Source organism: Rhodomicrobium sp. R_RK_3 (assembly GCF_002198715.1).
Lineage (GTDB): Bacteria > Pseudomonadota > Alphaproteobacteria > Rhizobiales > Rhodomicrobiaceae > R-RK-3.
The window spans coordinates 51553-72843 of record NZ_MWLK01000038.1 but is presented as its reverse complement, the minus strand read 5'-3'; the positions used below and the strand labels follow the sequence as shown (position 1 = coordinate 72843).

Here is a 21291-nt window from a genome sequence, read left to right as displayed (position 1 = left end):
GGAGCGGCGACGGACGTGCCGGGCTAGTCGATGGCCTCGAGCATGGTCTCGACAGTCCTGCCGTCATAGGCCGAGAACAGCCAGCCGGCGGGCTTGCCGTCGAATGACGTCGAGCCGGATGTGGTCTCGCCCAGCGAGCGCAGATTGTGGTCCCTGGCGAACGCCCAGAACGCGTTGGGGTCGTCCACATCCGGCACGCCGTCGGCGAGTGCGAAGATCGCGGCGAAGACCGGCGTCAGCGCGCGGCGGAAGAATTCGGTGTACTCCTCGTGGGAGCCTTCATATTCGGTGATGACCTGGATGTATTTGTCGTCGATGACGACCACCCGGGCGAAATGCACGATGCGCGATTGTTTCAGCGCGGCGGCGATGGCAGGCTGAACCTGAGCCGCGAAGATCTCCTTCAGATGCGCGAGCGCCGCTTGCGTTTCCGCATCCTGCTTGATGGGGAGGGTCAAATTCAGTGCATGGGTCATGGCGCGTTTTCTCTCCGCAAATGCTGGGCTGGGCGAGGTCTGTTCACCCTCTCACACGGACGTAAAATTCATCCTCACATGCGGAGTTAAATACCGCCGGATTTGCCCGTCATCCCGGGTTGGCTACGTATGACGGGCCAGGCGCGGCTGCCGGAGCGCGCGCTTCATGGCGGGGCCCGCTTTTGAACTTGACGGTTTATGGCGTCGGTTTACCTTCCCCTGGCTTTGGCAGCGGCAAGATGCCGCCTCGAGAGGGAGAGAGACGATGGCTGATGCGCAGCTCGACAGCGAACCCACCCTGTACCGGCCGAGCCGCGGCCTGCAGACCATCCTCAGCGTCACCTTCTTCCTGATCATGCTGTTCATGGTCAACGCGCTGGCCGGGGCGCTCTGGCTCGCCACCCATAATCTGCAGGGCGATAGCGCCATCTTCCTGTTCATGTTCGTCACCGGCAGCGTCATGCTGCTCTATGCCGGCATTTTCCTGTTCGCCGCCTCCCATTCCGAAGTGCATCTCGGACCCGACAAGGCCGTCATGGTGCTGCCGAACTGGCGCGGGCCGACGCCCTTCTTCCCCTATACCGAATGCGAGGTGCCCTATAAGGACCTCGCCTCCGTCGAGACGCGCGGCGAGATCTACCGCTATCTGGTGCTGCCGGTGATCGTGCAATCGGCCTGCCTGGTGCGCAAGGACGGCAAGCGCCTGACGCTCGGCTATGTCCGCGAAAATCCGGAGGACCCGTCCATGCCGTTCCACACCATCGCCGAGCAGATCGCCCGCCGGGCCGGCGTGCCGCTGGTGCACAAGGGCATCGTCGAGGGCAATTCGGGCCTGCGCGCCCTGATCCAGGACGAGCCCGGCTGGGACGCGCCGCAACTGGCCCCGGAACGGCTGGAGGTGCTGCGCAAGGCCGAGCGTTTCCGCTGGACCGCGCTGATGGGGGCGCTGGCGGTGGCCATGGTCGCGGCGGTGGCGTTCCAGGCCTCGCGGCTGCTGGGCTGAGGAGCGGCGCTTTCACGAAGCATCACCTTTCATCACGGCCTTGGGATGGGCTCTTTTGCACGCCCAAACCTTTGCTATTTCTTGCGCAAGGTCAGGTGAAGAGCCGGCCGGATAATAAGGAGATGCATTTCATGAGCACGTTCATTCGTTCAGTACTGATTGTGACCGTCCTTCTCGGCAGCGTTTCGGCTGCCTCCGCCGGCCCATCGACTTGGAATGCCGATCAGTTCTTCGACGAGCTGCATAAGGTCGGCGCCTAAACTTCGCGCGGCGTCATAAGCGCCGCCCGAGAAAGGGACGCGCCCCATGAAGGCGCCGTCCCGAATTTGCCCGATGCGGCCGGCGCGAGCGATCACGCCGCCTTTTTTGTGCCCGCTATACGTCCAGCATGTTGATCGCGCCGACTGTGCAGCGAGGGCCGTCGTTTTGCATTCAAGATATCAGGATTTGTGCGTTCAACCGTCTGTTCCGGAAGGGTTATTCACGCCGCCATCAATGCCGATCACGGCTGCTCGACGAGGCCTTTTCCGGCGCCGATCCGACCTCATTTGTATCGCAGCGGGGCATAAACGCCCCGCATCAAAACAATGGAGATCGTCATGACCAATCTCATCCGTTCCGCGCTGATCGCCCTGGCCATTGCCGGCGCCGCCACGACCGCCGCTTCCGCCGCCTCGCGCCACCACGTCAACAGCCATCACTACACGGCCACCGACGCCAAGACCTTCTTCGCCGAACAGCAGGCCAACGGCAATTAATCGCCCTGCCCCGACACAGCCCCGGACTCCTCTGCCGGGGCTGTGCCCTCTCTAAATAGCGTCGGGAAGATCGGGCCGGGGCGGCCGGTAGCCCGCCAGATAGAGCAGCGTCCCGATGCCGCCCGCCACCATCCAGGCCGGCAGCACCAGCACCGCCATGATCAGCGGACTCCACAAATAGCTGTTCACCTGTTCGACCGCGGCCTTCGCGGCGGCAAAGCTGCCCGGGCTCAGCGTCAGCCAATGCCGCTCGAGCGAGGTAAAGGCGAAATGGCCTTGATCGGCGATCATGCGCGTGCCGTCGAAGGCGAGCGCCGCCACCGCGATGCAAAGAAACAAATATCCGGCCAGCCGCAGGATCATCACAACCGCCCCCAGCGATCAGGCTCCTAGCTAGCAGCCCCGCGATTTTCCTGCAATATCCCCTTTGGATGGCGTCCGATCCGCTTGCGCCGCGCAAAGTGCGCGCTATAGTGCGCCCGACTGGAGAGGTGGCCGAGTGGTTGAAGGCGCACGCCTGGAACGCGTGTGTGCGGGAAACCGTACCGAGGGTTCGAATCCCTCTCTCTCCGCCAGATGGCTGTGCCTAGCAATCGTTTTTGGGTATGTTATTCGGGACTCTAAAACGGTCTCGCTTCCGTGCTCACACTGATTAATTCGCGGCATGGCCCTATCGCATTTGGTCGGCCGCGCTCGGCCCCGCTTGGGTTCCAATTTTAATTTCGGGGTTCGTTACGCGACGGGTCGCTGCGCAAGCGTCAACATGACGGCCGCTGAAACCGGGATTTGCGGAAGGGACGGAGGCGAGGAATGCGCCAAACCATCGTAATTGCGCAGGGAGGCGGCCCGACGGCCGTGATAAACCAGACGCTGGCGGGGGCGGCACTGGAGGCGCGCAAAGCCGGCATGACCGTTTTGGGAAGCTTGCATGGCGTGCGCGGGATCCGCGACAACCGCTATGTCGACCTGACCTCCATTCCCGAAGCGCAGCTCCTGGCGATCGCCGGCACGCCGAGCGCAGCGCTGGGCTCCACCCGCGACAAGCCCGACCAGGCCTATTGCGACGCGGTCCTCAAAGGGTTGCAAACAGTGGGCGCCGACGCCTTCGTCTATATCGGCGGCAACGACACGGCGGGGACGCAAGCGATCCTGGCAGACGCCGCCGGCGGCGCGATGACCTTCGTGCATGCGCCCAAGACCATCGACAACGATCTTGAAGAGAACGACCACACGCCTGGATTCATTTCCGCGGGCACGTTCGTGGCGGGCGCCTTCCTGTCCGTCGATCTCGATTTCCGGGCTCTGCCGGGCATCTATGTCGGCATCGTCATGGGCCGGCATGCCGGCTTCCTGACCGCCGCCGCATCCGCCTGGAGGATCGAAGAGGATGCGGGACCGCACCTGCTCTATGTGCCCGAGCGCAGCTTCGATCACGCGCGCTTCATCGACGAGGTGAAACGCACGATGGACCGCCACAAGCGCTGCATCATTGCGGTGTCGGAGGGGGTGTCGACGGCGGACGGCCGCGCGCTGGTGGAAAGCCTCGTGCCGGCCGATAAGATCGAGCGCGACGAGCATGGCAATCTGCAACTGTCGGGCACCAGTCTCGCCTCGGCTTTTGGGCACATGCTGGCCGAAGGCGTACCGGGCAAGCGCGTGCGGGTGGACACGTTCGGCTTTATGCCCCGCGGCAATATTGCCACGATCTCAGCCGTCGATCAGAAGGAGGCCTTCGAGGCCGGCGCCTTCGCCGTGCAAGCGATCGCGGAGGGCAGCGCGTCGGTGGCGCTCCAGTTCGACGGGCAGAGGACGATCATGAAAACCGTGCCGCTTGGCGCTGTCGCCGGCAGGACGCGGCTGATGCCAGACAATTTCCTGCAGCCGGACGAGAATAAGCTCTCGGCGACAGGCGTCGCTTACCTCCGGCGTCTCCTGCCGCAGAATTTCACGGTCGCAAAGCCGTTCGTTGGTTAGTCCAAGGGCACTCCGCTGGCGATCCGCTACGACCGAAATGGCCCTCCGCTTGACGGCGGCGATACGGATCGATGGCCCGGACGGGCGTTTACCACGCAACGGTGCGCCCCTCGCGATCGAGATAGTGCAGACCGGGTTTGCCCCGCTGCGCGAGCAGCACGTCCACGACCTTCGGAATGGCCTCCTCGGCACTGACCGGCGCGTTCGGACCGCCGAGGGCGGTACGGATCCAGCCCGGAGCCATCAACACCAGCGCGCGCGGCTCTCCGGCGTGACGGGCGGCGTAGCTCCGCATGCACTGGTTCAGCGCTGCCTTGCTGGCGCGATAGACCTCATGCCTGCCCTTCTCGTTGTTGGCGACGCTGCCCTGGCCCGATGACATGACGCCAATCAGGCCGTCCGCCGGAACAAGGGTCTGCAACGCTTCCACGACCCGCATCGGGCTCAACGCATTCGTGACCATCACGCGCGCGAACTCTTCAATCGGCACCTCCGCGATGGTCTCGTCATCGGGGTTGGCGGTACCCGCGTTCACGAACAAGATCTCGAAGCTGCGGCCAGATAGACGGTCGCGCAGCATCGCGATCTGATCCGGCTCGGTGATGTCCAGGGACGCGATCTCGAGACGCCCCCCATGGGCGTCCGCCAGGTCGTGCAGCCTGGTTCTGGCGCCGCCGCGTACCGTACCGACGACGGCCCAGTCCCGCTTCAGGAATTCTTCGACCATGGCGAGGCCAAGGCCGCGTGACGCGCCGACGAGGAGGATCCGGCCGGCAGTGCCGCGTGGCGTCGTTGGGTGCATGGGATGCCTTTCACGAATGATGTCGCAATCGACAATGATTGTTCCCTTCGACTGGCGCCAGACGCAGCGGATGCACAATATGGTTGCGCTAAACGCTATGTCGCCAAGCGCGGATAACCTAAAGTTTGGCCATGGACAGTGTGGACCTGAACCTGCTTCTGGCGCTGGATGCGCTGCTGAGCGAAGGCAGCGTGACCGGGGCGGCCCGCCGCCTCGGCTTGAGTTCTTCCGCCATGAGCCGGACCCTGGCGCGGCTGCGATCCGCGACAGGCGATCCGCTGCTCGTGCGCGCCGGGCGCGGGCTCGTGCCGACCCCCAGGGCCGCCGAATTGCGCGGCCGGGTTCACGAGCTCACCCGTGAGGTGCGAACAGTTCTTCGTCCGCAGGCCGGCCAGGTGGATATTGGCTCGCTTGCGCGGACCTTCACCATTCGCGCCAGCGAGGGATTCGTCGCATTGTTCTCGGCCCCCTTAGTGGCGGCCGTCACCCAAGCTGCGCCGCGGGTCCGGCTGCGTTTCGTGCCCAAGCCCATCAAAGATGCGCATTCGCTCCGGGAAGGGCGGATCGATCTGGAGATTGGCGTGCTCGGTGTGTTCGCGCCGGAGGTGCGCACCCAGTCCATCTTCCGCGACAATTTCATCGGTGCGGTTCGGGCGGGGCATCCGTTGCTGACCGGCCCCGTGACCCCGGAACGCTATGCGGCATGCAAGCATGTCGTGGCATCGCGCAAGGAGAGCGTCACCGGGCCGGTTGATGACGCTCTGAAGGCGCTCGGCCTCGAGCGGGATATCGTGGTCGTCGTGCCCGGATTCCCCGACGCCCTGCGCATTGCGCGCCACTCGGATCTTGTCGCGCTCGTGCCACGTTCATGTCTCGGCGGCGGCCTGATAGGGATCGACCCGCTCAACGATGACCTTGTCGGCTTCGAATTGCCCGTCCGGACCCCGGAGATCGTGATATCGGCCTTATGGCATCCCCGCATGGATGCCGATCCGGCCCATCGCTGGCTGCGCGACTCCGTTATCGCGGCGTGTCGCGCGGCGCCGCCGCCGCTGACAGCGCTCTCGTCGAATGCCCAACCGTAACGGAGATCCCAATGTATGACCGATCCAAGCGATCCGAGTTGATCCGGTTTGCCCGCATAGATGCGGGCTCCACCATCATCGACGTTTACCCAGGCGACGGCGACTGGACCCGTCTCTTCTCCGACGTGGTGGGGCCCCAAGGACGGGTCTTCAGCTTCGTGCCGGCCGAAGTCGCCCACTTCAAGACCGATCCGGTCGGCCGCATGCGGACGCTTGCGAAGGAGCCTGGCCGGGAGAACGTCGAAGCCGCCTCGGCGGACCTCGTCGCAATGCCGGAGGTCACGCAGCCCGCGGATGTCCTGTGGCTGCACCTGTTCTACCACGATCTCCACACCGCGCTGATGCAGGCCAGGGGCGCGACGGCCGCTGACTTCAATCGGGCCGTCTATGAAGGGCTCAAGCCCGGCGGGTTTTATGTCATCGTGGACCACGTCGCTGCCGCTGGGGCGGGCGAAAGCCTGGCCAATTCGCTGCACCGGATCGAGCCGTCGGCGGTTCGCGAGGAGGTAGAAAAGGCAGGGTTTATGCTGGACGGGGAAAGCACCGTCCTGGCGAACGAGAACGATCCCCACTCCGTCAAAGTGTTCGATCCTTCGATCAAGGGCGAGACCGATCGCTTCGCCTATCGGTTCATCAAGCCCTGACACCGAGCCGTCCGTCCTTTGGGAGGACCACGGTCGCGCCATCTCGGTCAGACCGGGCACATGGGCCCCAAAGGCGCTCCGCAGGCCGCTGAGTTAGAGCCGATAAAACCCGATCGCCGTATCTCGATAGAGCTGCCGCAGCTCGGTATCCGTCGCGCCGCTGGTGACGCGGTCGACGGTGGCGACCCAGGCGGGATAAGTTACGGCCGCTTCGGAGACGGGCCAGTCGCCGCCGAACATCACGCGCGCGAAGCCGAAGCTGTCGATGGCGTGCGCGATGAAGGGGGCCACGTCGTCGTAGGTCCAGCGCTGCGGGTCCGCTTCGGTGGCAACGCCGGAGATCTTGCAGACCACGTTTTCCGCGCGCGAAAGTTCGCGGAGCTGAGTGCGCCAGGGCTCGTGCTGTCCGTCGCGGATTGCGGGCTTGCCGATATGGTCGAGCACGAAGCGGGTGTCGGGGCAGCGGCGTACAAGCTCGATGGCTTCGGCGAGCTGACCGGCCCGGATGCAGATGTCGAACGGCAGGTCGTAGAGCGAAAGCGACCGCACGCCGTCGACGAAATCCGCCTCCAGCGCCCAGCCCGGCGGGCGGTCCTGGATGAGGCGGCGCACCCCGCGGGCCCGGGGCAAGGCGGCGAAGGCATCGAGCGCGGGGCCGGCGCGAGCGCCCAGCTCCAGCGGCAGCGCGCCGACGATGCCCCGAAGCAGCGGCACGCCGGCCGCATGCTGTTCGACCCAATGCGACTCGTCGAGATGCCGCCCGTCATCGGCCGCGACTTCGACGAAGACGATGCCCTCGACATCCACGCCGGCCGATGCCGCCGCGAATTCCGACAGGCCGTGACGGCGGTTAAGCGCCGGCTCGCCGTCCATCCAGGAGAAGCGGATGGCGGTGGGATCATACAGGTGGACATGCGCGTCGATGATCGGGAAATTCGGCATGGCGCTGCCTCTAGCGGGTTCAGATGGCGTAGGCGGCGACCACCTTGGCGATCGCCCTGGCTATGACATCGGCATGCGGCTCCTTCAGCCCCTCGGTCCACCACATGCAGACCGTCTCCCGGCACGCTTTTTCCGCGACGGGGCAGATTTCCTGGCTGAAATCCCAGTCGCGTCCCGGCTTGCCAAGCCCGAACGGCCAGCCGGAGCTGCCAAAAGTCCGGCGCTCGCGGATCACCGGATATTTGTAGAGCGGGATCGGACCGGGATAGCCGATGAAGCCATCGATGCCCTCCGCCGCCAGCGCCTTCATCACCTGCGGGATCGGTTTCGAGAGCCGCTCGGGCATCAGGCGGAAGCAATAGAAGAAATAGGTGCCGACGCTATCAGGCAGCAGGGACACCGGCTGCACATCGACCTCCGCGAGCCGCTGCGTCAGCCAGTCCGCGGCCTGGATGCGGGCCTCGACCAGATGCGGCAGCTTGCGGAGCTGGGCGATGCCCACGGCGGCCTGCAATTCGGTCATGTGGTAGTTCGGCGCAAGGAAGAGGTGATCGCGCCCGCCCTTCTCGCGCGGCCAGCCCTTGTCGCTGCATTGGCGCATGCTGCGCCCGAACCGGTTGTCCTCGCTGAAGATGACCATGCCGCCGTCGCCGGTCGTCATATGCTTGGATTGCTGGAAGCTGAAGCAGCCGACATGGCCGATGGTGCCGCACAGCCGGCCTTTGTAGGTCGCAAGCTGCGCCTGCGCACAATCCTCGATGACGAAGAGATCGTGCTTTGCGGCAATCGCCATGATCGCGTCCATGTCGGCCGGATTGCCGTAGACATGGGTGACGACGATGGCCCGCGTGCGGTCGGTGATGTTGGCTTCGATCGAGCGCGGGTCGATATTCTGGGTGCCCGCGACGACGTCGGCGAAGACGGGGATGGCGAGCTGCGCCAGGATCGGGATGGCGGTGCCCATGTCGGTGATGGGGGAGAGGATGATCTCGTCGCCCGGCTCGGGGTTGAGGTAGAGGATCGCCGTATGCAGGGCCGCCGTGCCGCTGCTGACGGCGACGGCCGCCTTGGCTCCGAACAGCTCCGCGAACGCCGCCTCGAACTGCCCCGTCTTCTTGCCGTGCAGGAAGGAGAGCGAGCCGCTCGCCAGCACCTCGGAAAGCTCTGCCATCTCCTCGGCGCCGATGGAGCGGCCGGAGGCGTTGCGGATGCTGGGAAGGGGATCTTTGATGACCGGGCTGCCGCCGTCGATCGCAAGCTCTGACATGGTGACGCTCTTTGTGAAGTGCAGGAAAGCTGTGAAGGTCAGCCCTGGGCGGAGTAGCCCCCGTCGACGGGAATTGCGGTGCCGGTGACGAAGTCGGAGTCGGCGCTGGCGAGGAACACGGCCGCGCCCGCGAGATCGCCCGGCTGGCCCCAGCGACCGGCCGGGGTGCGGGCCTGGATGCGCTCGCGCAATTCGGGCGTGATGCCGTCGCCCTGGCGGGTCAGGTCGGTGTCGATCCAGCCGGGCAGGATGGCATTGACCTGGATGCCATCCCTGGCCCAGGCGCTCGCCAGCGCCTTGGTCAATTGGACGACGCCGCCCTTGCTGGCCCCGTAAGGCGCGGCGAAGGAGGCGCCGAACAGAGAGGTCATCGAGCCGATATTGATGATCTTGCCGCCGCCCGCGTCGCGCATGGCCGGATAGGCGGCGGTGGCCATCATGAACGTGCTGGTCAGGTTGATGTCGATCAGCAGGCGGAACTCGGCGGCGCTGTAGTCCTGCGGCTGCTTGCGGATGTTGGTCCCGGCATTGTTGACGAGGATGTCGAGGCGGCCGAACCGGTCCAGCGTCTCGCCGACAAGCCGCCGGCACTCCGCTTCCTCGACGACGTCGGCGATGCTTGCCGCCGCCCGGATGCCCTGCGCGGTCAACGCGGCCAGCGCCGCTGCGTTCTTGCCCGGGTTCCGCCCCGCGATCGCAACCGCGCAGCCCGCCTGGCCGAGCCCCTCCGCGATGGCGAGGCCGATGCCGCCATTGCCGCCGGTGACGAGCGCGACCTTGCCGGTCAAATCGAATGGCGATGTCATTCCTCGTCCCTCCCCGGCTCCATCGACAATCCGCGCTCGCGCGCCGCCTTGGCCTTGAGGATTTCCCGCAAGGTCTGGGCAAGGTTCGGCGTGGCGCTGGAGCAGGTGACCAGGAGCCGGCTGCTGGCATGGCCGACCGACATGAAGCCGTGCTTCATGGTGCTGTCGATATAGATCGAATCCCCGGCTTCGAGCTCGATCTCCTCGTAATATTCGCTGTAGATGCGCACCCGCCCCGCGATGACGAGGATATATTCCTCGCCCACATGCGAGGTCAGCTCGCCCATCTGCTCGCGGTTCGTGGCGCGGACATCGATGTAGATCGGGATGATCCGCTTATGCGCCACGTCCGAGCAAAGATAGGAATAGGAGTAATGGCTGGTGTCGATCCGCTGCCCCTCGAACTGGCGGCTGACGCTGCGCCGGGCCAGCACCACTTCGGGCCGCTCGCTCGGCACTTTCGGCTCCAGCAGATCGGCGACTTCGACATTCAAGCCGCGGCAAAGCTGCAAGATCTTGTCATAGGTCGGCGAGAGCAGGCCGTTCTCGATCTTCGACAGCGTCGAGACGGATATCCCGGTCATGCGGGCGACGTCCGCCAGCGTCCAATTGTGGTGCGCGCGCCGCTCGCGCAGCAATTTGCCGATATGCTGCGCATCCTCGGACATCGAGGTCTCGGGCGCCGCGCGGCGGGTGGGGGATGCTTTCTCAGCCATGGACCGGTATCCGAACCAGGCGCTTGAGCGACAGGGCGCCGACGGTTGCGAGGCACGTCGTCATCAGCAGCACCACCGCGACCAGCGCATTGATTTCCGGCGTGAAGCCGACGCGCACCATCGCCCAGAGGCGGATGGGCAAGGTCATCTCGCCGCCGACCAGGAAGAAGGTCACCAGCGTCTCGTCGAAACTCAGGGTGAAGGCGAGCAGTGCGCTCGTCACCATGGCGGAGGCCAGTTGCGGCACCACGACATAGCGGAAGGTCTGCATCTTGGTGGCGCCGAGGTCGAGCGAGGCTTCGAGCTGGCTCCGCTCGAGGCTTTCCAGCCGGGTCATCACCATCCGGTAGATGATGGCGATGATGATCACGATGTGGCCGACGATGACGGTCAGGAGCCCGCGCTCGATGCCGGCCTCGCGAAAGGCGATCAGCAGCGAAACGCCGGTGATGATCGCGGGCAGGATGAAGGGCAGGAAAATCATGAATTCGACGAAGCGCTGCCCGCGCCGGGATTCGACATGCATGTAAAAAGCGAGGCCGACGGCGATGAGCAGCGCGCAGGTGACGGCGGAGAAGCCGACGATCAGCGTGTTGGTGAGCGCGGCGACGATGTCGTGATTGCCGGCGAGGCCCGCATAGGCGTCGAAGGAGAAGCTGGACCAGTCCACCCGCTGCCGGTCGATCCGGAAAAAGGACAGCGTGACGACGAGCAGCGCCGGTCCGTACATCGCGACGAAGGCGAGGCCGGCGACCGCCCAAAGCAGTGTCAATGTCAGGCGTTCGAACCGCGTCATCGCACCCGCGCCCGGCTGGAGATGGCGCCCGCCACGGCCATGATGGCGAGCGAGGCGAGGAGCAGCACGACGGCCAGCGCCGTGCCGAACGGCCAGTTGAAGGCCATGCCGAACTGGCTCCAGATGGCCCGCCCGAAGGTGAAGCCCTGGTTGCCGCCGACCATCTGCGGCGTCAGGAAGTCGCCCAGCGCGATCACCATCACGAACAGCGCCCCGACAATCGACCCCGGCAGGCTCATCGGCAGCACGACGCGCCGAAACGTCTGGCCCGGCCGCGCCCCGAGATCGGCGGAGGCGGCGATGAGCGAGAGCGGTATCCGTTCGAGCGACAGGAAGATCGGCAGGATCGCGTAGGGCAGATAGATGACGGCCATCGTAATCATCACAGAGGTCTGATTGAAGAGAAACAGCTTACTCGGCTCGCTGATCAGTCCCGCCGCCAGCAAGGCCGAGTTCAGGAAGCCATTGTAGCCGAGGATGCTGCGCATCGCGTAGATCTTGACGATATAGCTCATCGAAAGCGGGATGACGCTGAACAGCAACAGGAAATAGCGCAGGCTGCTCCGCACGCGCCAGATCAGATAGGCGATGACGTAGCCGAGCACCAAGCCGATGGCGGCGACTGTCGCCGTGAGTTGCAGCGTGCCGAGGAAGACGCTGCGGTAGCTGGGATTGCTGAGGAAGGTTGCGTAGTTCACCAGCGTCAGCTCGCGCGAGAGCCGGCCGTCCTGCACAGACCAAAAGCTGTAGAGCAGGAAGGTCACCATTGGCGCAAGGATCAGCACCGCCGGCACGCCGTAGACGGCGACCGCGACCAGGGCTTCGGTCATGGTGCACCTGATGCCGCCGAACGTTGCGCGCCGATGCGGAAGCGGGTTGGCGGTGGTACTCATCCTGCCAGCACCGAAATGTCGGCGGGCGTCCAGGCGACCGTCAGGCTGTCGCCAACGGCGAGCTTGCCGCTGATCTCCTTCGTCGCCGCCCGGACCTTGATCGTTTCCCCCGGCGCACCGGCGATGCCGACCACAAGCTGCGAGGTCGCGCCGAGGAAGGTGATCGCCTCGACCGTTCCCGACACGTCGCATTCCCCCGCACGCGGCCCGTCGCCAGCGACCAGCCGGAAGCTCTCCGGCCGCGCCGCCAGGGTGACGGCGGTTCCGGCATTCAGTCCCGCATGGCCGGGCTTGGTCAGCGTTCCCAGGGCGCTCTCTATGACGGCATCGGTCCCGGCAAGCGCGGTGACGCCGCCCGCCAGCAGATTGCTTTCCCCGAAGAACTTCGCCACGAACACGCTCTTGGGGTGGTAGTAGATCTCCTCCGGCGTCCCGACCTGTTCGACCCGGCCGTGGTCCATCACCACGATGCGGTCGGAGATGGAGATCGCCTCGTCCTGGTCGTGGGTGATGAAGATGAAGGTCGTCCGGATCCGCCGCTGCAAATCCTTGAGGAAATCGCGCATGCTGCGGCGCAGCTCGGCGTCCAGCGCCGCCAGCGGCTCGTCGAGCAGCACGACCCGCGGCTCGCAGATGATCGCACGTGCCAGGGCGACGCGCTGGCGCTGTCCGCCGCTGAGGTCCGCCGGATAGCGCGCGGCCTTGTCGGAGAGATCGACGACGGCGAGCGCCTCCGCGACCTTCCGGCTGATCTCGGCCTTGGGCCGGCCGCGCACCATCAGCCCATAGGCGATGTTCTTGGCCACCGACATGTGCGGGAACAGCGCGTAATCCTGGAACACGGTGTTGAAGGGCCGGTCGAAGATCGGCTGGTCCACGATGTCGCGGCCGTCGAGCAGGATGCGGCCGCTGGTCGGCCGGGTAAAGCCGCCGATCATGCGGATGATCGTGGTCTTGCCGGAGCCGGAGGGACCGAGGATGGTGAGAAACTCCCCATCCTCGATCGACAGGTCGACCGGCTTCAGCACCTCGACATTGCCATAGCGTTTGCCGACGCCGACCATCTCGATGACGCGGGCTCTGGCCTGGTTTTGCTGCGGATCGGGCACGGTGCTCACTGGACGGGCGTTGCCTTGACCTCGTTCCACAGGTCGATGCGCTTGGCCTGGTCCTCGGGCGCCTGCAGGAACACCAGCTTATCCGCATAGTCGAGGCCGATCTTGGCGTTCGCCTCGGCGTCGGTGGTGTTGCCGTAGCCGGTCTTCTCGCTGATATAGGTGCCGACCTTCCGGTCGAGCATCGCGTCGATCCAGGCATGGGCGAGATCGGAGTCGCGCACGCCGACGCTGATGGCCCAGCAGTCGATCCAGCCGATGGCGCCTTCCTTCGGGATGGTCAGGCCGACATCGATGCCCTTTTTCGCCAGCATCGGCGCCTGCGGCTCGCCCATCGACATCATCAGGTCGATGCCGCCTTGCGCGAAAATGCTGACCCCGTCGTCGAAGCCGGCATAATAGGTCGAGACATAGGGTTTCTGGGCCAGCAGCTTGGCCTTGACCTGGGCAAGCTGGGCGGCGTCGAGGTTGAACGGATCCTTGAGGCCGAGCGCCAGCGCCGTGGTGACGATGGCGTTGGTCGCGTCGTCCATGGCGATGATGCGACCCTTATATTTGTCGTCCCAAAGGACGGACCAGCTCGTCGGCGCAACCGGGAATGCCTTCTTGTCGTAGATCAGCGGGATCGATCCCCAGGCGAAGGGCGCCGCGTAGAGCTTGCCATCGAAGACGATGGAGAAAACGCTTTGGAAGGCCGGCGACAGGTTTGCCAGATTGGGGATCTTGGCCTTGTCCAGGGGCTTAATCAGCTTTTCCTGCACCAGCCGCTTATAGGAGGAGGTCTCGATGGCGATGACGTCGAAATCCTTGCCGGCGGACGCGTTCATTTTGGCAAAAATTTCGTCCACGCTGCCGGTGTAGCTGACCTTCACCTTGGCGCCGGTCTTGGCCTCGAACGCCTTCACCCAGGGCTCGTCGGCATAGCCTTCCCAGGTCAGCACCCGCAATTCGCGCTCGGCCGCCTGAAGGCCGAAAGTTGGAGCCGCCAAGGCCGCGATGCCGCCGAGCAATGCACCGATCGCATATCGTCTGTTCACCACACTCTCCCCCATACCCGATACTCTCAACTTGGATCGCGATCGCAACCGGCGCCCGTTTCGTGGCTCGAAACGATTTTCGACTTTTGCAATCACGACCGGCAGGATGACAAACTATTAACCTTTCAGCAAGAAATTTTCGTATGCGAAAAATTTATTGATTTTTTTGAGGATCAGCGCATTTTTTGCGCAGGGCAAGGGAGAGAGACAGTGCCAGAAACCACACGTCCGACGCAGGTCGGCTCAACCTCCGTAACCGTTCCGGCGCTCGGCCTGGGGACAGCGCCGCTCGGCGGATTGTTCACCCCGGTCGGGGAGGCGCAGGCGCTCGAAACGCTCGAACGCGCCTGGGCGCTCGGCATCCGCTTCTTCGACACCGCTCCGCAATATGGCAACGGCCTGGCCGAGCGCCGGCTCGGCGCATTCCTGCGCACGAAGCCCCGCGACAGCTTCGTTCTGGCGACCAAGGTCGGCCGACTGCTGCGCATTCCCGACGCGCCCACCGGCGAGGACGCCTATTACAAAGGCACGCCCTCGGAGCGCCCGGTTTTCGATTTTAGCTATGACGGCGTGATGCGCTCCTTCGACGAGAGCCTGGAGCGCTTCGGGCTCGACCGAATCGACATCCTGCATATTCACGACCCGGACGATCATTACGAGGCGGCCATCGGCGGCGCCTATCGCGCCCTCGACCGGCTGCGTGCCGATGGCGTTGTGAAGGCGGTCGGCGCGGGCATGAACCAGCATGAGATGCTGACCCGCTTTGCCCGCGACGGCGTCTTCGACTGCTTCCTGCTGGCGGGCCGCTACAGCCTGCTCGAGCAAACGGCGCTGGACAGCTTCCTGCCGCTCTGCGTGGAGAAGGGCATCTCCGTCTTTGCCGGCGGCGTCTATAACAGCGGCATCCTGGCCAACCCGGACGCGGGGGCGAAGTATAATTACGAGGATGCGGCTCCGGCGCTGATCGCCCGTGCGCTCCGGCTGCAGGAGGTCTGCCGCGACCATGGCGTCTCGCTGAAGGCGGCGGCGATCCAGTTCCCCGCCGCGCATCCGGCGATCGCGTCGGTCCTGACCGGCGCCCGCTCGGTCGCCGAGCTGGACGAGAATTTTGACCTCTTCCAGCAGCCCATCCCGGCCGCGCTATGGGATGATCTCAAGCGGCAGGGTCTCCTCGACCCAAAGGCGCCGGTAGCCAATGATTGAGCGAGGCTGGTGATGGAAAGGGTTTCCCTGGACGGCGGTACTTGGCTGAACCGCCCGAGCAGCGCATCGTTCGCCGATGGCGTGCTGACGGTCGCGACCGACGCAAAGACCGATTTCTGGCGCGACACCTATTACGGCTTCACGCGTGATTCCGGCCACTGCCTGCAATTCGCGCAAGGCAGCGGCTTCACCGCCGAAATCAGGGTGCGCGGACAATACGAGACGCTGTACGACCAGGCCGGGCTGATGGTCCGGCTGGACGAGCGCCGCTGGGTGAAGACCGGATGCGAGTTGACCGATGGCCGCCTGTTCCTCAGCACCGTCGTCACCGATGGCCGCTCCGACTGGTCCGTCACCGATCTTGCCGGCGACCTCTCCGACATCCGGCTCCGGGTGACGGTGGCGGGCGGCAGCATCCGGGTCCAAGCCTCGCTCGACGGCGTGTTCTGGCCCCTGCTCCGCCTCGCCCCCTTCCCGGCCGCCGACGCCTATCGCGTCGGACCGATGGCGGCGAGCCCCGAGCGCGCCGGTTTCATCGCCGCCTTCTCCGACTTCCGCTGCGGCCCGCCGACCACCAACGCGCTGCACGACCTGACCTGAGCGCCGACATAGGAGACACGCATATGCTCATCGGCATCGATCCCATCCTGAGCGCGGACTTGCTGCACGGCCTGCGCGCCATGGGCCACGGCGACACCATCGTCATCGCGGACGGAAGCTTTCCCGCCGCCACGGTCGCGCAGCGCCTCGTCAACATGGAGGCCGCCGACCTGAAGCGCGCGCTCGGCGCCATTCTGAGCGTCCTGCCCATCGACGAGGACGAGCCCGGCCCGGTCATCGGCATGGAAGTCATCGGGCAGCCGGAGCAGAACATGCCCGCGCACGATGTCATCCGGGCCGAAGTGGCGGCGGTCAACGACCGGGTGGCGCTCAAACTGGTCGAGCGCTTTGCGTTTTACGAGCTGGCGAAGCAGGCCTTCCTGGTGGTCGCAACGGGCGAACGCCTGTTCTACGGCAACGTCATCATCCGCAAGGGCACCGTCGCGCCGGACGCTTAGGCAGCGCCCTGCGCGGTGCTGATCGAGAGCACCGACGCGATCCGTGCGCTCTCCCTCCCGCAAGCGCGCCGGCCGCCGAACTACGGCTGTAACGCCCCGGCCCAACCCTGTCATCGCAGTGAAACTTTGAGCGCCCACGCCTGACTCTGCTGCTTTCCTCGCAGCCCGTGATCAGACGGGAGACGATTGACTATGCTCGAGGCCGACGCACTGCACGCCCCCGCCAAGCCAATGGCGGACCCCCAAGATGCGCGCGTAGCCGCGCAGCGTCTGCACATCATCGACCTGCTGCGCGGCGCGATGATCGTGCTGATGGTGCTCGATCACACGCGCGATTTCTTCCACTATCAGGCGATCGCCTTCAGCGCGACGGATCTCGAAAAGACGACGCCGGCCTTGTTCCTGACCCGCTGGATCACGCATATCTGCGCGCCGACCTTCGTCTTTCTCGCCGGCGTCTCCGTCTATCTCCAGCGCGTCAATGGCAGCAGCGGCCGGCGGCTGGGACCGTTTCTCGTAACGCGGGGGCTCTGGCTGATCGCGGTGGAGATCACCGTGGTCTCCTTCGCATTTTTCCTCGCATGGCCCTTCGCCTTCCTGCAGGTGATCTGGGCCATCGGCGTCTCGATGATCCTCCTTGCCGCCGTGATCCGCCTGCCGCAGGCGGCGGTGCTGGCGCTCGGCGCGGTCATCGTCGCCGGCCACGGCTTACTGACGCCGCTCGATCCGGCCGCTCTCGGCGTGCCCCAGGTGCTTTGGACGCTGGCGCTGAAGCCGGGCCCGCTCGCGGTCGCTCCGGGCACCGTCACCTATCCGTTCGTGCCCTGGTTCGGAATCATGTGCCTGGGTTACGGCCTCGGTTTCGTCTTTAAGCAGGAGCCGGCGGCGCGGCGCCGGAGCCTCACAGCGCTGGGCCTGGGGGCGTTTGCCCTGTTCGCCGTTCTGCGTACCGTCAATCTCTATGGAGACCCGAAGCCCTGGGCCGCGCAGACCAGCGAACTGTTCACCGTCCTGTCCTTCATCAATGTCTCGAAATACCCGCCCTCGCTCGATTATGTGCTGCTGATGCTTGGCATCTCGCTTCCGCTGGCGGCCGCCCTCGACCGGCTGCGCGGCCCGGCCGCGAATCTCCTGCTGACATTCGGGCGGGTGCCGCTCTTCGCCTATGTCCTGCATCTCTACATCGGGCGGGCGATCAGTTTGCTGATCGGCCTGGCCATGGGCATGCCGGCGTCCGTGTTTCAAAACCCGCTGGCCAATCGCGAGCAGATTCTCGCCCTGCACTGGGGCTTCGGACTTGGCGGGACCTATGCCTTCTGGCTGCTGATCGTGGCCCTGCTCTACCCGGCGGCGCGCTGGTATGCGGGGGTCAAGCGCCGGTCGTCCCGCTGGTGGCTCGCCTATCTCTGAGCCGGGTGTCCGCGCCCACCCGATCTCGCGCAGTTGCCCTAGGGCCACCATGAAAAACAAACGGCCGCAGGCAGTTGACCCGAGCGCGAACGCTGAATAGGGTGGCCTCAGTCGCGAGCGCGGGTTTCCTCGAACCGGCCGGAGCACCGCCCCATGAAGGCAATGCGAAAGCGAATCGAGGCCGCGATAAAAAGCCGTCCCATGAAGGCGGCTTTTTTTATGCCTGCTCGCCAGCGAGCGGCTGCCGCCCCGGCCTGCGCCCCCGGCTGCAATAAATTCCCAGTCTCGCCAAACATTCCCAATTCGTTAGTTGCGGCAAGCCAAGTCGAGGCTCTTGTACAATCCTCCAATAACTAAAGACACAGCGATCAGTTTTATTTTCTAAAACTTTCATTTATCCTCCTCAATACGAGGGCCGGTGCATTCGCCGCGCCCGCAGCGCTCGCGTCCGGCACCATGCATTACGCATCGGCTGACCCGCCGGCACGCCGCTATCCACGTCAATTCTGACGCTCACAATGTGCGGGTCCCCTGGCACGAGGCCAGCCGCGTCCCGCCTCATCCATGAGTTTGAGGAGACACTTTGGTACAGGAAATCCGTCTTGCCTCCGGTGCGACCGAGGCCGACATCATCCAGGCGCTGGCGACCGCGCAAACAGGCACCACCATCATTCTGGCCGAGAATCAGACCGTCGCGATCAGCCGCGGGCTCACGGTCAACGTGCAGAACCGCGATATCACGCTGGACCTGAACGGCTCGACCCTGCAACAGGTCGGAGCCGTCGGCGTCATCACGGCGAAAGGCCAGCAAACCACCGCCGAGCATGTCGGCGTCGGCCTCGACGCGCAGGGCAATACCACGATTGCCTACGGCGCGCCGCCGGCGGCGCTGGCGGTCGGCGGCTGGGTCAAGGTGGTCTCGGACGATCTGCTGCCGGGCGACAAGATCACCGAGCCCGGCTCCTTCATGGGCCAGGCGATGCAGATCACTTCGATCACCGGCAATGTCGTGACCTTCAAGGGCGCGCTGATCGATCAGTCGCATTACCAGACCAATGTCCGCGCCGCCGGCTTTCAGAGCGGCGAGTTCACCGTCAAGAACGGCGAAATCATCGGCGACACCCGCAATTTCAACTCCACGCCCTCGCTGGTCGAATTCCGCGACACCATCAATTCGCATCTCGACAATCTCGCCATCCACGATGGTGTCGGCATGGCGGTCAGCGTCGTCAACGGCGTCAACGCTGTCGTGCACGACCTCTCGGTCATCAACATGGCCGACGGCGCCATTCAGGGCGTCGCGGTCCACTCGCTGAGCTCGACGGGCACGACCGTGCAGGGCCTTTACGCCCAGAACGTCACCCACGCGGCCGACGCCAACGGCATCCCGGTCGCCGCCGGCAAAGCCTATATCTCCAATTTCGGCGCCGATATCGGCATGGACGTCTCCGACAGCGTCGCCTATGGCACGCGCAATTTCGCCTGGACGTGGCATTCGGAAACCGTGAATGGCAGCTTCGACAATGTCATGGCCTTCGACAGCCATGGCTTCCTGATGGCGCGCGGCATCGACGGCTCCATGACGGACAGCGGCGGCGCGGGCAACGCGCGCGGCGTCGCCTTTTACGAATGGGGGCACGAAGACGCCCGTGGCATCGACCTCGACCACATCGCGCTGAGGGAGACCCAATCCTATTCGACCATCGGGATTGAGCATCCGCTGAACAACACCATCGCGCATTCCACCTTCGAATCCTACGACGCCGGCAATCTGGCGACCGCCGCCGCCGTCACCGTCACCGACACCACCTATGTCCGCGCCTTGGCCAATCCCGACGACCTGATCACCGGCACGGCGGGCAACGATCTGCTTTTGGGCGGCAAGGGCAACGATACGATCAACGGCGCGGCGGGCGCCGATTATGTTTGGGGCGGCCTGGGCACGGACGTGCTCACCGGCGGCGCCGACCAGGACCGCTTCGCCTTCCACAGCGCGCAGGAGGGCGGCGACGTCATCACCGACTTCCAGGCCGGCGCGGGCGGCGATCTCATCGATCTTTCGGTGATGTCCGCGCGGCTGAACTGGGGCGACGTCGATGTGATCGGCGACGGCTATGCGCGCTTCGTCCAGGACGGAAGCAACGTGCAGGTGCAGCTCGATCAGGACGGCGGCGGCAACAGCTTTGTCACGCTCGCGACCTTGCAGAACAGCAATGCCGCCGCGCTCGGCGAGGCAAGTTTCCACACCGACCTCTGGGCGCCCGACCCCGTCGCACCGCCGGTCGATCCGAACCCCTTCAACTATGCCCATATCGCCACCGCCAGCACCTTCAACGGAGGCGCGGGCGATGACACCATCAATGGCGACGCCGCCAACAACCAGATCTACGGCAATGCCGGAGCCGACCGGCTCAATGGCGGGGCGGGCGACGATCTGCTGGTCGGCGGCGCGGGCGACGACCAGATCAATGGCGGCGACGGCAACGATCTGATGAGCGGCGGCCTCGGCGCCGACACCATGAACGGCTTCAACGGCTTCGACACCGTCACCTATGCGGGCTCGGACGTGGCGGCGGTCGCCAATCTGCTCGACAGCAGCAAGAATGCCGGCAGCGCCGCCGGGGACCGCTATCTCGGCGTCGAGAACCTCACCGGCACCGCTTTTGGCGACACGCTGACCGGCAATGACGGCGAAAACCGGCTCGAGGGCGGGCTCGGCAACGACCGGCTGAGCGGCGGCATCAAGATGGACACGCTGGTCGGCGGCGCGGGCGACGACTGGCTCGACGGCGGCGCCTGGAAGGACGCCCTCACCGGCGGAGCCGGCAAGGACGGCTTCTACTTCGCCTCCCCCGCCGAAGCCGGAGACACCATCACCGACTTCACGCCCGGCCAGGACAAGATCCTGCTTTCGGCGAGCGGCTTCGGCCTCGCGCCGGGGCAGGCGGTGCATTTCGAAAGCGCCTTCCACGTCCCGCTCTACGCCAATAATGCAGCCTACACGACCACGACCGGCCCCTCGCTGCTTTACGACACCTCCAACGGGCGCCTGTTATGGGACGCGGATGGCCGCGGCGATCAGAAGGTCCAGCTCGTGGCGGTGTTAACGGACGCCCCGCAAATGACGCATGACGATTTCCTGATTGTTTAGACCGGAAATGCCAAGGTGGGATCGGATGCATCCCGCCTTGGCCGGAGCGCCCTGGCAAGTCCGGCGCCGGTTTTCGAGAGCCTACGCCTTGGAGGCGGCCGGTCAGTCCAACCGGCCAAGCCCGGCCGCTCATTTTCGCTTCTCAACGCGTTCGC

The 21291-nt window shown here is 65.1% G+C and carries 23 protein-coding genes and 1 tRNA gene; 12 read left to right on the top strand and 12 right to left on the bottom strand.

Translation table 11 applies throughout. The features are described 5' to 3' along the window. Window positions 1-23: 23 nt before the first annotated feature. Window positions 24-476: a hypothetical protein gene (locus BLEFHOIH_RS25040; RefSeq protein ID WP_088348789.1), complete on the bottom strand. Its 453-nt coding sequence runs from the start codon at window positions 474-476 to the stop codon at window positions 24-26. Between the two features lie 265 nt (window positions 477-741). On the opposite strand from BLEFHOIH_RS25040, the gene BLEFHOIH_RS25035 reads away from it, so the two are divergent. From BLEFHOIH_RS25035 to BLEFHOIH_RS26970, 3 genes are all read left to right on the top strand, one after another. Then, a complete protein-coding gene (locus BLEFHOIH_RS25035) occupies window positions 742-1479 on the top strand; it encodes a hypothetical protein (protein WP_088348788.1) in 738 nt (245 codons plus the stop codon). Window positions 1480-1610: 131 nt separating this feature from the next. Further along, the gene (locus tag BLEFHOIH_RS27590; protein ID WP_280950391.1) at window positions 1611-1739 is read left to right on the top strand and encodes a hypothetical protein; all 129 of its coding nucleotides are present in this window, start codon (window positions 1611-1613) and stop codon (window positions 1737-1739) included. Between the two features lie 339 nt (window positions 1740-2078). Continuing rightward, a complete protein-coding gene (locus BLEFHOIH_RS26970; protein ID WP_170937370.1) occupies window positions 2079-2237 on the top strand; it encodes a hypothetical protein in 159 nt (52 codons plus the stop codon). 51 nt (window positions 2238-2288) lie between these two features. Here BLEFHOIH_RS26970 and BLEFHOIH_RS25030 read toward each other — a convergent pair whose 3' ends face one another. Beyond that, window positions 2289-2600, bottom strand: coding sequence for a hypothetical protein (locus BLEFHOIH_RS25030; RefSeq protein ID WP_088348787.1), 312 nt, complete (start codon window positions 2598-2600; stop codon window positions 2289-2291). Window positions 2601-2722: 122 nt separating this feature from the next. Between BLEFHOIH_RS25030 and BLEFHOIH_RS25025 the strand changes: the two genes are divergently transcribed. Together BLEFHOIH_RS25025 and BLEFHOIH_RS25020 are read left to right on the top strand one after the other, a co-directional pair. Then, window positions 2723-2812, top strand: a tRNA-Ser gene (locus tag BLEFHOIH_RS25025). Window positions 2813-3047: 235 nt separating this feature from the next. Further along, on the top strand, window positions 3048-4211 hold the full coding sequence (locus tag BLEFHOIH_RS25020; protein WP_088348786.1) for a diphosphate--fructose-6-phosphate 1-phosphotransferase: 1164 nt from the start codon (window positions 3048-3050) through the stop codon (window positions 4209-4211). Between the two features lie 88 nt (window positions 4212-4299). Here BLEFHOIH_RS25020 and BLEFHOIH_RS25015 read toward each other — a convergent pair whose 3' ends face one another. Next, the gene (locus tag BLEFHOIH_RS25015) at window positions 4300-5013 is read right to left on the bottom strand and encodes an SDR family oxidoreductase (RefSeq protein WP_088348785.1); all 714 of its coding nucleotides are present in this window, start codon (window positions 5011-5013) and stop codon (window positions 4300-4302) included. A 131-nt stretch (window positions 5014-5144) separates the two neighbouring features. Between BLEFHOIH_RS25015 and BLEFHOIH_RS25010 the strand changes: the two genes are divergently transcribed. Next, window positions 5145-6098 carry a LysR family transcriptional regulator gene (locus BLEFHOIH_RS25010; RefSeq protein WP_088348784.1) on the top strand — a complete coding sequence of 318 codons (954 nt, stop codon included), beginning with the start codon at window positions 5145-5147 and terminating at the stop codon, window positions 6096-6098. A gap of 11 nt (window positions 6099-6109) precedes the next feature. Continuing rightward, entirely contained in the window at window positions 6110-6742 is a 633-nt protein-coding gene (locus BLEFHOIH_RS25005; RefSeq protein WP_088348783.1) for a class I SAM-dependent methyltransferase, read from the top strand. A gap of 93 nt (window positions 6743-6835) precedes the next feature. On the opposite strand, the gene BLEFHOIH_RS25000 is transcribed toward BLEFHOIH_RS25005, so the two are convergent. The 8 genes from BLEFHOIH_RS25000 to BLEFHOIH_RS24965 are packed head-to-tail and all read right to left on the bottom strand — an operon-like array spanning window position 6836 to window position 14314. Then, a complete protein-coding gene (locus tag BLEFHOIH_RS25000) occupies window positions 6836-7684 on the bottom strand; it encodes an amidohydrolase family protein (protein WP_088348782.1) in 849 nt (282 codons plus the stop codon). A gap of 19 nt (window positions 7685-7703) precedes the next feature. Continuing rightward, on the bottom strand, window positions 7704-8951 hold the full coding sequence (locus BLEFHOIH_RS24995; RefSeq protein ID WP_088348781.1) for a DegT/DnrJ/EryC1/StrS family aminotransferase: 1248 nt from the start codon (window positions 8949-8951) through the stop codon (window positions 7704-7706). A 38-nt stretch (window positions 8952-8989) separates the two neighbouring features. Beyond that, window positions 8990-9757, bottom strand: a complete 768-nt coding sequence (locus tag BLEFHOIH_RS24990; RefSeq protein ID WP_088348780.1) for a glucose 1-dehydrogenase — start codon at window positions 9755-9757, stop codon at window positions 8990-8992. After that, window positions 9754-10473, bottom strand: a complete 720-nt coding sequence (locus tag BLEFHOIH_RS24985; RefSeq protein WP_088348779.1) for an XRE family transcriptional regulator — start codon at window positions 10471-10473, stop codon at window positions 9754-9756. Before BLEFHOIH_RS24985 ends, BLEFHOIH_RS24990 begins: the two co-directional genes overlap by 4 nt. After that, window positions 10466-11269: an ABC transporter permease gene (locus tag BLEFHOIH_RS24980; RefSeq protein WP_088348778.1), complete on the bottom strand. Its 804-nt coding sequence runs from the start codon at window positions 11267-11269 to the stop codon at window positions 10466-10468. The genes BLEFHOIH_RS24985 and BLEFHOIH_RS24980 overlap by 8 nt, the downstream gene beginning before the upstream one ends. Continuing rightward, window positions 11266-12099: an ABC transporter permease gene (locus tag BLEFHOIH_RS24975; protein WP_088348812.1), complete on the bottom strand. Its 834-nt coding sequence runs from the start codon at window positions 12097-12099 to the stop codon at window positions 11266-11268. Before BLEFHOIH_RS24975 ends, BLEFHOIH_RS24980 begins: the two co-directional genes overlap by 4 nt. A 59-nt stretch (window positions 12100-12158) precedes the next feature. Beyond that, the gene (locus tag BLEFHOIH_RS24970) at window positions 12159-13280 is read right to left on the bottom strand and encodes an ABC transporter ATP-binding protein (RefSeq protein ID WP_245297186.1); all 1122 of its coding nucleotides are present in this window, start codon (window positions 13278-13280) and stop codon (window positions 12159-12161) included. Continuing rightward, window positions 13277-14314 carry an ABC transporter substrate-binding protein gene (locus BLEFHOIH_RS24965; protein ID WP_170937369.1) on the bottom strand — a complete coding sequence of 346 codons (1038 nt, stop codon included), beginning with the start codon at window positions 14312-14314 and terminating at the stop codon, window positions 13277-13279. The genes BLEFHOIH_RS24970 and BLEFHOIH_RS24965 overlap by 4 nt, the downstream gene beginning before the upstream one ends. 210 nt (window positions 14315-14524) lie before the next feature. On the opposite strand from BLEFHOIH_RS24965, the gene BLEFHOIH_RS24960 reads away from it, so the two are divergent. From BLEFHOIH_RS24960 to BLEFHOIH_RS24945, 4 genes are all read left to right on the top strand, one after another. Beyond that, window positions 14525-15517 carry an aldo/keto reductase gene (locus tag BLEFHOIH_RS24960; RefSeq protein WP_088348776.1) on the top strand — a complete coding sequence of 331 codons (993 nt, stop codon included), beginning with the start codon at window positions 14525-14527 and terminating at the stop codon, window positions 15515-15517. A 12-nt stretch (window positions 15518-15529) separates the two neighbouring features. Beyond that, a complete protein-coding gene (locus BLEFHOIH_RS24955; RefSeq protein WP_088348775.1) occupies window positions 15530-16117 on the top strand; it encodes a DUF1349 domain-containing protein in 588 nt (195 codons plus the stop codon). 23 nt (window positions 16118-16140) lie between these two features. Then, window positions 16141-16575, top strand: coding sequence for an RbsD/FucU domain-containing protein (locus BLEFHOIH_RS24950; protein WP_088348774.1), 435 nt, complete (start codon window positions 16141-16143; stop codon window positions 16573-16575). 192 nt (window positions 16576-16767) lie between these two features. Next, window positions 16768-17985 (top strand): heparan-alpha-glucosaminide N-acetyltransferase domain-containing protein, encoded by a 1218-nt coding sequence (locus BLEFHOIH_RS24945; protein ID WP_088348773.1) that lies wholly within the window; start codon window positions 16768-16770, stop codon window positions 17983-17985. A gap of 107 nt (window positions 17986-18092) precedes the next feature. On the opposite strand, the gene BLEFHOIH_RS24940 is transcribed toward BLEFHOIH_RS24945, so the two are convergent. Continuing rightward, window positions 18093-18281 carry a hypothetical protein gene (locus tag BLEFHOIH_RS24940; protein ID WP_088348772.1) on the bottom strand — a complete coding sequence of 63 codons (189 nt, stop codon included), beginning with the start codon at window positions 18279-18281 and terminating at the stop codon, window positions 18093-18095. Between the two features lie 287 nt (window positions 18282-18568). Between BLEFHOIH_RS24940 and BLEFHOIH_RS24935 the strand changes: the two genes are divergently transcribed. After that, window positions 18569-21136: a calcium-binding protein gene (locus tag BLEFHOIH_RS24935; RefSeq protein ID WP_088348771.1), complete on the top strand. Its 2568-nt coding sequence runs from the start codon at window positions 18569-18571 to the stop codon at window positions 21134-21136. Window positions 21137-21291 lie beyond the last annotated feature (155 nt).